This is a genomic window from Acinetobacter sp. ABJ_C5_2, from assembly GCF_044538485.1.
Taxonomy (GTDB): Bacteria; Pseudomonadota; Gammaproteobacteria; order Pseudomonadales; family Moraxellaceae; genus Acinetobacter; species Acinetobacter nosocomialis_A.
On sequence record NZ_JBIUCS010000010.1, the window covers coordinates 50,604 to 63,717 of the forward strand.

At 40.2% G+C, this 13,114-nt stretch carries 10 protein-coding genes; 6 read left to right on the forward strand and 4 right to left on the reverse strand.

Annotation, left to right across the window (positions count from 1 at the left end):
• Positions 1 to 8: 8 nt before the first annotated feature.
• Positions 9 to 848, reverse strand: coding sequence for a p-hydroxycinnamoyl CoA hydratase/lyase (locus ACH8JV_RS11360; protein ID WP_170825830.1), 840 nt, complete (start codon positions 846 to 848; stop codon positions 9 to 11).
• A gap of 249 nt (positions 849 to 1,097) precedes the next feature.
• On the opposite strand from ACH8JV_RS11360, the gene mhpT reads away from it, so the two are divergent.
• The 3 genes from mhpT to ACH8JV_RS11375 all read left to right on the forward strand — a co-directional run bounded on the left by mhpT (position 1,098) and on the right by ACH8JV_RS11375 (position 3,657).
• Positions 1,098 to 2,330 (forward strand): 3-(3-hydroxy-phenyl)propionate transporter MhpT, encoded by a 1,233-nt coding sequence (gene mhpT / locus ACH8JV_RS11365; RefSeq protein WP_017400394.1) that lies wholly within the window; start codon positions 1,098 to 1,100, stop codon positions 2,328 to 2,330.
• A gap of 69 nt (positions 2,331 to 2,399) precedes the next feature.
• The gene (locus ACH8JV_RS11370; protein WP_000252459.1) at positions 2,400 to 2,858 is read left to right on the forward strand and encodes a MarR family winged helix-turn-helix transcriptional regulator; all 459 of its coding nucleotides are present in this window, start codon (positions 2,400 to 2,402) and stop codon (positions 2,856 to 2,858) included.
• Between the two features lie 106 nt (positions 2,859 to 2,964).
• Positions 2,965 to 3,657 (forward strand): GntR family transcriptional regulator, encoded by a 693-nt coding sequence (locus ACH8JV_RS11375; RefSeq protein WP_396521314.1) that lies wholly within the window; start codon positions 2,965 to 2,967, stop codon positions 3,655 to 3,657.
• 41 nt (positions 3,658 to 3,698) lie between these two features.
• Here the strand turns inward: ACH8JV_RS11375 and ACH8JV_RS11380 are convergent, their stop codons facing one another.
• A complete protein-coding gene (locus ACH8JV_RS11380) occupies positions 3,699 to 4,643 on the reverse strand; it encodes a PDR/VanB family oxidoreductase (protein WP_396521316.1) in 945 nt (314 codons plus the stop codon).
• A 12-nt stretch (positions 4,644 to 4,655) separates the two neighbouring features.
• Positions 4,656 to 5,732: a Rieske 2Fe-2S domain-containing protein gene (locus ACH8JV_RS11385; protein ID WP_396521318.1), complete on the reverse strand. Its 1,077-nt coding sequence runs from the start codon at positions 5,730 to 5,732 to the stop codon at positions 4,656 to 4,658.
• 518 nt (positions 5,733 to 6,250) lie between these two features.
• Here ACH8JV_RS11385 and ACH8JV_RS11390 point away from each other — a divergent pair.
• The 3 genes from ACH8JV_RS11390 (at position 6,251) to ACH8JV_RS11400 (ending at position 11,359) form a co-directional block, all read left to right on the forward strand.
• Positions 6,251 to 7,597, forward strand: coding sequence for an MFS transporter (locus ACH8JV_RS11390; RefSeq protein ID WP_396521320.1), 1,347 nt, complete (start codon positions 6,251 to 6,253; stop codon positions 7,595 to 7,597).
• 31 nt (positions 7,598 to 7,628) lie between these two features.
• Entirely contained in the window at positions 7,629 to 8,909 is a 1,281-nt protein-coding gene (locus ACH8JV_RS11395; protein WP_347925144.1) for an OprD family outer membrane porin, read from the forward strand.
• A gap of 251 nt (positions 8,910 to 9,160) precedes the next feature.
• Entirely contained in the window at positions 9,161 to 11,359 is a 2,199-nt protein-coding gene (locus ACH8JV_RS11400) for an OsmC domain/YcaO domain-containing protein (RefSeq protein ID WP_396521323.1), read from the forward strand.
• 64 nt (positions 11,360 to 11,423) lie between these two features.
• Here the strand turns inward: ACH8JV_RS11400 and ACH8JV_RS11405 are convergent, their stop codons facing one another.
• The gene (locus ACH8JV_RS11405) at positions 11,424 to 13,088 is read right to left on the reverse strand and encodes a GMC family oxidoreductase (protein WP_396521325.1); all 1,665 of its coding nucleotides are present in this window, start codon (positions 13,086 to 13,088) and stop codon (positions 11,424 to 11,426) included.
• Between the last annotated feature and the right edge of the window lie 26 nt (positions 13,089 to 13,114).

The window sequence follows — 13,114 nt, forward strand, 5'->3', positions numbered from 1 at the left end:
ATCAAAAGTTAACCAGTACGTTTATAGCTCTGTAAACCCGGTTTAATTGATTTTTCATCTAAGAATTGTTTCAAACCTTCTTGGCGACCATTTTCTGTATCGCGATGGATACATTGATCAAGTTTGGCATATAAGTAGTCTTCGTTTTGATCCCAAGTGAGTTCACGACAACGCTTAAATCCATTTTTAGCGGTACGAAGAACCACAGGGTTTTTCTCAAGTAAGCAATTTGCAAGTTCAGTCACTTCTGCTTTTAATTGGGCAAGCGGTACGCTTTTATTCACAAGGCCCATGGTTTCAGCTTCTTTACCACTAAAGGTTTTACCCGTCATGATGTAGTACAAAGATGCACGATGACCTACGGTATCTGCCATTGCTTTACTTACAAGGTTGCCCGGTGGGATACCCCAGTTAATTTCAGATAAACCAAAGGTTGCTTCATCTGCTGCAATTGCAAGATCACATGCTACTAATGGTGAGAAACCGCCTCCGAAACACCAGCCGTTAACCATTGCAATAGTTGGTTTTGAATACATACGAAGAAGTTGCCACTGCCAGCGACAAGAGTCACGGCGAATACGTTCTTGGAAAATTTCAGGCTGAGTGTCGACTTCACGGAAATATTCCTTCAAATCCATACCCGCTGTCCAAGAGTCACCAGCACCCGTCAAAACTAAAACACGCGCATCTTGATCAAGCTCAAGAGTTTCGAGCACATCAATCATTTCGCGATTGAGTGTTGGGCTCATGGCATTTTTCTTTTCTGGGCGGTTCAGGGTGACCCATGCAATTCCTTCTTCAACTTTAACATCTACTGTTTCCCAGCGGTTTTCATAACTCATCTTCATACTCCTTGAATGATTTTTAGCTGTTCTGGGATTTAATCTAATATCAGTTAAACTTACATTCAAGTCTTTTTTATAAAATTTCATAAATATTTTTTAATTCATTGTATTTTAAATACTAATTATTTTTTAAATTAATTTAATATAAAAATATGTTGATTTTTTAGTAAGTTTAACTGATATTTTTTGGTGTGTTTAAACAACAATACACAAAGGGCTAAATGGAACGACTAGTCAATAAAGGACAACACAATGGAAAAAATATCAGGACAGCCTTCAAGGGCAAAAATCACGTTGCTACTGTGCTTTGCCATAGCAATTTTTGAAGGGTTTGATCTTCAATCAATGGGGGTAGCCGCTCCACGAATGCGGGCTGAGTTCATGTTAGACAATGCCCAGATGGCGTGGGCATTTAGTGCTGCAATTTTAGGAACGTTACCAGGTGCAATATTAGGCGGTCGGTTTGCCGATATTGTCGGGCGTAAGAAAATTCTGATTTTTAGTATTTTACTTTTTGGAATTATGTCTTTGCTAACGGCTTATGCTGCTAACTTCAGTTTGCTATTACTCATTCGTTTTTGTACAGGTTTAGGAATGGGTGGGGCATTACCAATGATGATTACACTTGCCTCTGAAGCTGTACCTGACCAGCACAAAGGTACTGCTGTTAGCATCATGTATAGCGGCATTCCTTTTGGCGGATTACTCACTTCTGTTGTTGCTATGTCATTGGCAGGCGATGCAGAGTGGCGTCATATTTTCTATATTGGTGGGATTGCACCTATTTTACTCATTCCACTGATTATGCGCTTTTTACCTGAGTCAAATGATTACCTGCAACGTAAAGTTCAAGCGCAAAAAACGACACCATTCTTGGAAGTTTTATTTGCGAAAGAGCGTCGTATGTCAACCATTCAGCTTTGGGTCAGTTTTTTCTGCACGCTAGTGGTACTTTATTTCTTGTTGAACTGGTTGCCATTGCTGATGGGTGCGCAAGGCCTATCAAAACTACAGGCAAACTACGTACAGATGGGCTACAACGTTGGCGGAATTTTAGGTTCAATCTTAATGGGTGTATTGCTTGATAAATTACGCATGAGCTTTGTGATTAAGCTGATTTATCTCGGCATTTTATTCTCACTGTGCTGTTTAGCAATTTCTCCGACAGTGGCTTTACTTGCACTTTCGGCAGTGGGTTGTGGCTTATTTATTGTAGGTGGACAATCCGCTTTGTATGGTCTGGCAGCAATGTATTATCCAACTGAAATGCGGGGAACAGGAGTAGGTTCAGCAGTTGCAATTGGCCGTATAGGTTCTTTTGCTGGGCCTTTAATGGCTGGTTTTTTACTCTCGCTTGGACAAAGCTCGACCATCGTGATTGGTTCAAGCATTCCAGTGATTTTAATTGCAGCGATCTCTGCATTACTTCTTGTCAAAAAACCTAAACAGCCTGTACATTTAGTACAAAGCTCAGGTGCTCGCTAAGTTTTAACGAAAGTATGGGGTAGATCCTCATACTTTCACTACAGTTTTTCTTATGATGATTGAAAGGTTATGGTACGTTCGAATTTAGTTCCAAAAAAAGTAGAAGATGAGCCTAAGTTAAGTTACATGATTGCTCGTGTTGACCGAATTATTAGTAAACATTTAACAGAACATTTAAAAGAGCTTGAAATTACCTTGCCGCAATTTACTGCACTTTCTGTTTTAGCTTCAAAAAGTAATTTATCCAATGCCAAGCTTGCTGAGCGTTCTTTCATAAAGCCGCAATCTGCCAACAAAATTTTGCAAGATTTACTGGTAAATGGTTGGATTGAGAAAAAACCTGACCCAACACATGGCCGCCGTATTTTAATTACCCTGACCGAAAGCGGGATTGAAAAGTTAAATAAATGCAATGAAGTGGTTTTAAAAGTCGAAGAAAAAATGCTTGAAGGTATTGATATTAACTTAGCTTATTTAATTCGAAATAACCTCGATATTATGGTCAATAATCTTAAAAATTTTAAATAAGTGTATTTGTTTAGGTTGAGATAAATTGCTAAGTACTGATTCACACAGAAAATTGATTTCATTTTGCAAATGAACTTGCTAGCATCGAAGTGACGTTTTTGATGATGTGTGGCAACGAATGTCTTCAGGACAACAAGTTTTACTAAAACTAAGAAAAATGATTATTTCAGGGGAACTTGAAGGCGGTGCCAGAATTGCCGAGATTCCTACTGCCGAGTTACTTGGCGTTTCACGCCAGCCTGTTCGTATAGCCTTTCGGTTGCTCGAACAAGAAGGTCTCCTCATTAAAAACCCAACTCGTGGTTACACGGTTCGTGAAATTTCCGGAAAACTGGTGCATGACGCACTTGAAGTTCGCGGTGTGCTGGAAGGGTTGGCTGCAAAAACTTTGGCAGAACAAGGCTTAAGCGAAGAACAGAAAAAGACGCTGCAACATTGCATTCAGGAAACTGAAAAACTCTTTAATGATAAAGACGAGTTTGGTGATGCTGAACTGGAACGTTATCACCATTTTAATGTCATTTTTCATGACACCATTATTGAAGGTGCGCAAAACGTTGCACTCATACAAGCCTTAGCAAAAAACAACCAATTACCGATGGCTTCTGCTCAAGCTATTACCTATGACCAGAACCAAGCTTTATCGGAATATCGTCGTTTGCACTATGCGCATTTACAGCATTGTTCGATTTTCGATGCATTGGTACATCGTCAGGCAGGGCGTGCTGAAACTTTAATGCGTGAACACAGTAGTGTGGTGATTTTAGGTGAAACGCTAAGAAATGTTCTCAGCGCTTAAAGTGAAAAGTTCCTTTATTTTTGAATAAAGGAACTTTCGAGTTAAAGCTCAATTACAAGATGTTTAGTTTTTGCACGAGAACAGCAGGGCGTAAACTGATCATTTAAAGCATGCTCCTCATCAGTCATAAATAGATCCCGATGATCAGGTATACCTTCTACAACGCGGGTAATACAAGTGCCGCAAATGCCTTGTTCACATGAAACAGGAATATCAAAACCATTTGCAATTAATGCTTCTGTTGCAGTCTGCTCTGGTAATACTTCAATTCGGCGGCCCGTACCTTTCAATTCAATAGTAAAAGCTTCATTGTTGGACGTATCTACTTTTTGCGCGACAAAATGCTCTTGATGTAACTGTTCGCTATGCCAACCTGCTTGTTCGGCCGCGTTCATGACAAACTGCATAAACCCTGTAGGCCCACACACATATAAGTGTCTATGTGGTGAAGTTTGGGCTAAAACCTCTGCCATATTACATTCAGTGTCTGGCTGATCTTGAATATGAAAATGGACTTGGTCACCAAAGTGCTCGGTTAAGTTGCCATAGAAAGCAATCATTTCATGACTACGAACAAAGTAGTGCAATTCAAAAGGAATATTGGCCGACTTAAGTCGATATGCCATCGACAAAATAGGGGTAATACCAATACCACCAGCAAATAAAACTGCCTGTTTTGTTTGAGGGTGAATCTCAAATAAATTGCGTGGTTCACCAATCTTTAAATGGTCGCCTTCACGATATTCAGTGTGGATGCAACGTGAGCCACCGCGTGAATTGGCATCATGTAAAACACCAATGACATAGCGATGTTTTTCAGTGCAGCAGTTTGACAGTGAATACTGACGGGTGAGGCCATTTTTCAGATGCACATCAATATGTGCACCTGCTTCAAAACTCGGCAGCTCCGTACCATTTGCTGCAACCAATTCAAATGCACGAATAGTCGGAGTGAGCTGGTGAATTTTTTGAATAATAACGTCCATGTTTATACTCCTTTAAATAATCCGAATGTTTGGAAACTTCTGTGTGGACGTTTCAGGAGGCGTTTTATTTTCTTCGGCAAGTAGTCGGTCAATGACCTTACGAGACTGGACACCGCCTGCGTCGATGTTGAGCATGAGTAACTTGCGATGTGGATTGTTTAAAATGTTTTGCTGCTGTTGCTCAAGCATTTCTAAATCTTCGGTAAAGATTTTACCTTGGCCTTCACGAATTTGATCGGTGAGTTCAGCATTATTAGGCTGGAAGTTACGTGCCATTCCCCAGAAATACCAATGTGAAGTTTCAGTCTCTGGCGTAATAAAATCGACCACGATTGAGGACACTTTTTTGTCTTTCGGTGCGTGATAACCGCCATGTCCAGCATGCGCTACACCTACTTCAATGTGAACATTACTTGGAGCAAAGAAGTGACAACGTTGCCAACGGTCAACTGGTACATCATCTGCTAAGTGATTACCGCGAAGGGCCATTTGCCAAAATGGAGGTGCGATCACATTTTCCATATAGCGTTCGGTAATGACATGGTCACCGTCAACTTTAGTCACTGGCAGGGCTTCATCAATTTCTTTTTGCCCAATACTGCTTGAGTGAACATAGGTCTCATGGGTTAAATCCATTAGATTGTCGATCATTAGGCGATAGTCGCACTGAATGTGAAACAAGCCTCCGCCATAGCTCCATTCCGGATGATCTGCCCATTCTAAAGTTGGGAGTTTTGCTTCATCTGCTAAAGCCTTTTCACCTGGCCATACCCAAATAAAGCCGAACTTTTCAACAACTGCATATGCTTTGTTGCAAGGGAAACCATTTACACGTTGAGCTGGCATTGAGACGGTCTTTCCGTCACAGCCCATGACTAAACCATGATAACCACATACAAGGTTGCCATCTTCGACATAGCCAAGTGAAAGTGGGGCACCGCGATGAGGACAAAAATCTTCAACGGCTGTAACTTGGTTTTCTTTGCCACGATAAAAAACAATTTTTTCACCACAGATGGTGCGACCTAATGGTTTGTCTTGGATTTCTTCTGGGCGGCAGGCAACATACCAAGCATTTTTAATAAACATTGTGACGACTCCTTATCACTTATTGGATCCAATTTATAATAAATAAAAATATTGGTCAATTGATAAGCAGTATATTTTTTTAAAAATATTGATCTACGTGTTTAGTTGTTATGTATGTGTTTTAATGTTGTTGAAGGCTTTTTGTATTTCTTTTAAAATTTATGGTTGAAATTTTTATAAGCATTTATTTGGATCCATAATTCGTCAATCCCATACTAGATCTGGATAGCTCTTGAAGTTACAAATTTAAAAATGGATAAATAATTTATGGATCCATATTTTTTATTTCTTAAAGTTAAAATAAATTATAAATATATTTTTCAATAACTTAATCAGTCGTTAATTAAATTTTAAAAATATTGTTGATTTTTTGGATCCAAATATTCAGTATAGAAAAAGAGCAGGATGCTCAAAAAACAAATATTCCTCTAGGTCATTATGGATACGGATGTGCATAACCACCCAATCGCTCATATTAGCAATGTCGTGTGTATGTCTTATCCAAGGGAGATACACAAATGGAAAGAGACGTTCTAAGTGAGATCAATCAAAACAACATGAGCCGTTACCAATGGTTCGTCATTTTGATCTGTATTTGTCTCAATATTATTGATGGCTTTGACGTGATGGTAATGGCATTTACCGCTCCATCCGTGTCAGCAGAATGGTCACTTTCAGGGGCGCAAATTGGTTTATTGCTGAGTTCTGGCCTTTTTGGGATGGCTGCTGGTTCCATTTTTCTCGCGCCTTTAGCCGATAAAATCGGTCGCCGTTTACTCATCTTAGTTTGTCTTGTCATTGCAGGTCTGAGCATGTTGGGCTGTGCTTTTGTACAAAGCCACGGCATGTTGGCAGCACTTCGATTTATTACCGGAATTGGGGTGGGCGGCATTCTTGCGAGTAGTAATGTACTGGCAAGTGAATATGCAAATGCTCGCTGGCGCAGTCTTGCTGTGAGCTTAATGTCTACCGGTTATGGAATTGGCGCGACACTTGGTGGAGTACTATCACTGGCATTGATTGAGCATTTAGGTTGGCGTTCAATCTTTTTAGCAGGTGGGGTCACTACCATTGCAATGCTGCTAATCAGCGCATGGTTATTACCAGAATCTTTAGATTACTTACTCGCGAAACGACCAAAACAGGCACTAGAACGAATTAATGCAACTGTAAATCGTATGGGGCTAAACACATTACCCGTTATGCCGCGTTATGAAAAAATCAGTACGCAAAATGGTAGTGAATTGGGCAAGTTATTTGCTGGACAACTTGGATTTCAAACACTTTGTTTGTGGTTCGCATTCTTTTTAGTGATGTTTGGCTTTTACTTCGTGATGAGCTGGACACCAAAAATTCTTATTTCAATGGGGATGTCGCCACAGCAAGGTGTAAGTACCGGTATTTTAATTAGTATTGGCGGTATTTTCGGGGCAGCCATTATTGGTTTATTGGCATCACGCATGAAAATTTTCTATGCCTTAAGCCTATTTTTAGGGCTAACCTCGGCATGTGTTTTCCTATTTGTCGCAGTCTCATCTCAAGTCAGTATTGCACTCATGGTGGGGTTATTACTTGGCACACTTATTAATGGCTGTGTAGCAGGTTTATATTCGATTTCTCCAACAATTTATGATGCCGAAATCCGTAGTCGTGGCGTGGGCTATGCAATTGGTTTTGGTCGTATTGGGGCAATTTTATCGCCAACGGTTGCAGGCATTTTTCTGGATAAAGGTATAGCTCCCGCAACACTGTATGCCTATTACGGCGTGGTCTTTATTTTGGCTATTTTCCTGATTTTAAGTTTAGGTAATGCTTTTTACCGCAGTCAAAAAGAGCAAAACTACTCTCTTAAAACAGCACCTTAATCCATTAAAAATTAAATAGTTGAGATAAAAAATGAAAAAGACACCATTATGGGTGGGGGTATGCTTGTGCCCATTATTTAGTCAAGTTGTGCATGCTGAGTTTATTGCAGACAGTAAAGCTGAGCTGACACTACGTAATTTTTACTTTGACCGAGACTATAAAAAAGACCCATATCCCTATACAGCAGCCAGAGATTGGGCGCAGGGTTTAATTTTTAAAGGACAGTCTGGTTATACCGAAGGGACAGTTGGTTTCGGAGTTGATGTACTGGCAATGGCAGGTTTTAACCTGATGGGAAGCCGTGCTGATGACTATGCACGTAGTGGCTTATTACCAGTGAATACCGATAACTCGCGTGATGATTATTATGGAAAAATAGGCATTACAGGAAAGGCTAAATTTAGAAAAAATGAGCTTTTTGTGGGGGACTTGGTTCCGCAGTTACCAACCATATTTTCATCGCCAGCGCGTTTGTTTCCACAGACTTATCGTGGTATTCGCTTTGTTTCAAATGAAATTCCAAATCTTCAACTTGAAGGGTTTTACGTCGACGAAGTACGTCAACGTGATTCGATTCGTTATACCGATGTTGGAACAGACAATATTAACCATCGTTTTAACAAAGCGGCAACTACCGATTCTTTTTATACATTAGGTGGAAGCTATCAGTTAAAGGACTACCGTTTGCGTGCTTATCATGCTGAGCTCAAAGACATTTACCAGCAACAATTTTTAGGTTTTAACGGCAAACAACCTTTAAATGATCAACTTAATTTTTTAAGTGACGTGCGTTTTTTTAATAGTGAAGAAACTGGAAGTAAAAAAATAGGAGAGGTCGATAACCGACATATTAGTGGCTTATTTGGTTTGAACTATCAAAATCATACGGTTTCTTTGGGCTACATGCAGTCGTTTGGCTCGACCGGTCTGCCATTTTTGTCGGGAACTGAAAGTCCGGTTGTGCTTGATTTTATGAGTTCGGACTATTCAAATAAAGATGAAAAAGTCTACTCAATTCGTTATGAATATGACTTTAAAAATGCGCGGGTAGGTGATGTTTCATTAAACGGACTGCGTTTTATGACTCGCTACGCAAAAGGTGAAGACATTGATTTGTTGCAATATGGCGATCAGCGTTTTAAAGAAGAGTCGATGGAATTTGATTTAGGCTATAAAATTCCTGAAGGTAAGTTAAAAGGTTTGGGAGTGCGAGCTCGTTTTTCTCACTATCGCAATGATATGCCAACGAATATGACCTTTCACTCGACAAATGAAACACGTTTAAATGTCGATTACACTTTTAAATTTTAATGCTCAATATTTATTAAATTAAAGACAAGTTAAAACATTGTGAGCAGCAATGTTTTAACTTTAGTTATCAACTGCACAAAATCCCTCTATAATACCGCCAATCTTATTAAAGCCACTTGAGTCGTTCATTAAACACATGGCTTTAATCTCTCATTTTTTTAAGTCAATTTCTTCGCTGTGATTCGGCTTATTTTTCAATATTTAGAATTTTATGTGTCTGTGCTGACACATAAAAATATTTAGGTGCCAGCATGGAAATCAAGGTTAATTATCTCGACAATCTTCGACAGGAAGCTAAGTTCGATGACTTTACGGTAATTGCCGATCAACCAATTCGCTACAAGGGTGACGGTTCGGCACCGGGCCCATTTGACTATTTTTTAGCATCTTCAGCATTGTGTGCAGCGTACTTTGTAAAAGTGTATTGTGCCGCTCGAGATATCCCAACTGATAATATTCGTTTATCGCAAAATAATATTGTTGATCCTGAAAACCGCTACAAACAAACTTTTAAAATTCAAATTGAATTACCAGCCGATATTTCAGAGAAAGATCGCCAAGGGATTTTACGTTCGATTGACCGTTGTACTGTAAAAAAAGTGATTCAAACGGGTCCCGAATTTATTATTGAAGAAGTTGAAAGCATCGATGCAGATGCACAAGCATTGTTATTGCCAAGCTTAACTTCAGAAAGCCATACCTATATTCAAGGTAAAGACCTGCCATTAGAAGAAACCATTGCCAATATGTCTGCCATTTTGGCAAATTTGGGCATGAAGATTGAAATCGCGTCTTGGCGTAATATCGTGCCAAATGTATGGTCGTTACATATTCGTGATGCACAGTCTCCGATGTGTTTTACAAATGGTAAAGGCGCAACTAAAGAAAGTGCTTTGGCATCTGCATTAGGCGAGTTTATTGAGCGTTTAAACTGTAACTTCTTCTATAACGACCAGTTCTGGGGTGAAGATATTGCCAATGCTGAATTTGTGCATTATCCAGATGAAAAATGGTTTAAACCGGGTCCAAATGGTGAATTACCTAAAGAAATCTTAGATGAATACTGTCTTGAGATTTATAACCCAGATGATGAGTTACTAGGTACACATTTATATGACACCAACTCAGGCAACGTAGAGCGTGGCATTTGCTCGTTACCTTTTGTGCGCCAGTCTGACGGTGAAGTTGTCTATTTCCCATCAAATTTAATTGAAAACTTATACTTAAGTAATGGTATGAGTGCGGGCAACACTTTGGCAGAAGCCCAAGTTCAATGCTTGTCAGAAATTTTTGAACGTGCTGTTAAACGTGAAATTTTAGAAGGTGAAATTGCACTTCCGGATGTTCCTGAAGAAGTATTAGCGAAATACCCAAGTATTGTCGCTGGTATTAAAGGTTTAGAAGAGCAAGGTTTCCCTGTATTAGTTAAAGATGCATCGTTAGGTGGCCAGTTCCCTGTAATGTGTGTGACTTTAATGAACCCACGTACGGGTGGGGTGTTTGCATCATTCGGTGCGCATCCAAGTTTTGAAGTTGCATTAGAACGTAGTCTGACAGAATTACTTCAAGGCCGTAGTTTTGAAGGCTTAAATGATTTGCCTCAACCGACTTTCCAAAGTAATGCGGTCACTGAGCCGAACAACTTTGTTGAGCACTTTATTGATTCAAGCGGTTTGGTTTCTTGGCGTTTCTTTAGCTCTAAATCTGACTATGACTTTGTTGAATGGGATTTTTCTGGCGAAGGCGAAGAGTCGAATGCAGAAGAAGCTGCAACATTGTTCGGCATTCTCGAAGAGATGGGCAAAGAAGTATATATGGCAGTCTATGAGCACTTAGGTGCGACTGCTTGCCGTATTTTAGTACCGGATTATTCAGAAATTTATCTCGTTGAAGATTTGATTTGGGACAATACCAACAAGGCACTTTCATTCCGTGAAGATATTTTAAATCTACATCGTTTGGATGATGAACAGCTTGAGGCGTTGGTTGAACGTTTAGAAGAATGTGAGCTAGACGATTACACTGAAATCACCACACTCATTGGCATCGAGTTTGATGACAATACAGTGTGGGGACAGCTCACCATTTTAGAACTGAAATTGCTGATTTATGTTGCTTTACAACTATTTGAAGAAGCGAAAGAACTCGTTGAAACTTACTTGCAATATAACACCAACACCGTTGAGCGTGGCTTGTTCTACCAGTGCATGAACGTAGTGCTTGAAGTGATGTTAGATGAAGAACTAGAGCTTGAAGACTATCTGACTAACTTCCGCCGTATGTTTGGTGACACACGAATGGATGCAGTATTAGGTTCTGTAGAGGGTAGCGTTCGTTTCTATGGTTTAACGCCAACAAGCATGAAACTAGAAGGACTTGATCGCCATTTACGTCTGATCGAGAGCTATAAAAAGTTGCATGCAGCTCGTGCTAAAGCCGTGGCGATGTAATTTAAAAAGCGAAATAAAAAAGCCTATTTTTAAATAGGCTTTTTTTATACAACAAACTTTTAGATTAGGCAGAGGCTTTTGTGAGCTCTACAGTTTCTACTTGCTGATCTTGCTGTTCACCCAAAGTATGTTTAGCTGGAATATACGACATTGCACGTTCCGCAAGAGCTGTAATAGTAAGACTTGGATTAACGCCCAAATTTGCACCTAACATTGAACCATCCACAACGTATAAGTTTTTATAGTTAAAAACACGGTTTTGTCCATCCACTACGCCGCGTTCTGGACTTGAAGCAATTGCGCAACCACCCATACAGTGAGCTGTAAAAGGCACGTTAAACAAAATTTCGGTAATGGTCGTCATTGGGTGACCATTAAACATTTTGGCAACTTTTTCAGTAAATGCATTGGCCTGCGGAATATACACAGGTAGCTTTTTACCTTCGCTCGATAATACTTTGCCAAAAGGCCAGAACCAATTACGTTTCAAGCGCATATTAATGGAGGCATCAGCTGTTTGCATCACCAAGAAAATTAAAGTCTGACGTGCAAAACTGACAGGATTACTCATGCGCAGGAAAATAAATGGATGGCAAATAAGTGCCCATAACCAAAAGAAGATACGCGTCCAACCCGGTTTGCCTTTAGCCATGTAAGTACACATGAGGCCCATGGCATCTGAACCAGTTTGGTAACGCGTCGCTTCAATGTGAGTGTCATGGTCAATGTAAATACTTGAACCAATAGCAACACCTTTACTCATGTCGACATCTTTACCAAAAAAGCGAACGCCTAAAATCGACTCGGCATTAGTACGAACCCGATTACCCAAATCATCAGAGATATTTGGCAGTGAACCAGACTGTTTTAAACGGAATAACATCTCTTGCGTACCCAAAGAAGATGCAGAGAAAATCACGTTACGAACACGCCATGTACGGCGTTGTTTGTTAAACCATGAGCTCGAACATTCAGTCGTAACTTCATAGCCATCGCTGCCATCGGCTTTACCATTGAGTGGTTTAACGTCAACGACTTTGGTTTCTTCGTAAACCTTGGCACCATTTTTTTCGGCAAAGTACAAATAGTTTTTATCTAAGGTATTTTTTGCGTTGTGTTTACAACCTGTCATACAACCGCCACATGCCGTACAGGTTCCGCGGTCTGGACCTTCGCCGTTAAAATATGGGTCAGGGTAGGTCTTGCCGCCTTGTTCACCTTCGGGTGGAAAGAAAGTGGCAACACGAGTGGGTTTAAACGTATGACCAACACCGACTGCTTCACCCATCTTTTTTAGCATATGATCGGCAGGGCCGAAAATTTTATTATCCGTCACCCCAAGCATACGTTCTGCTTCAGCATAGTGCTGCGGCATTTCATTTTTCCAGTCTGCGGCATCTGCCCACGTGCCTTCATCCCAAATATGTTCAGGTGGAACCAGTAGGGTATTGGCATAGGTGATTGAGCCACCGCCTACGGCGTTTCCGCAAATAATAGTGACATGGCGAAAAAAACGCATGTTGAAATAACCAAAAAGTTTCATGCCCGGGCGCCAAATCCAACGGCGGGTATTCCAGTTATTTTTAGCAAAATCTTTAGCTTCCCAGCGTCGCCCCATTTCCATTACGGCAACCGAATAGCCTTTTTCGGTTAGACGGCAAGCAGAAACACTACCACCAAAGCCTGAACCAATAATGAGGTAATCATAGTCATAATTGTTTGTTGTCATGCCGAGGACTCCTCTCTGGCGATATT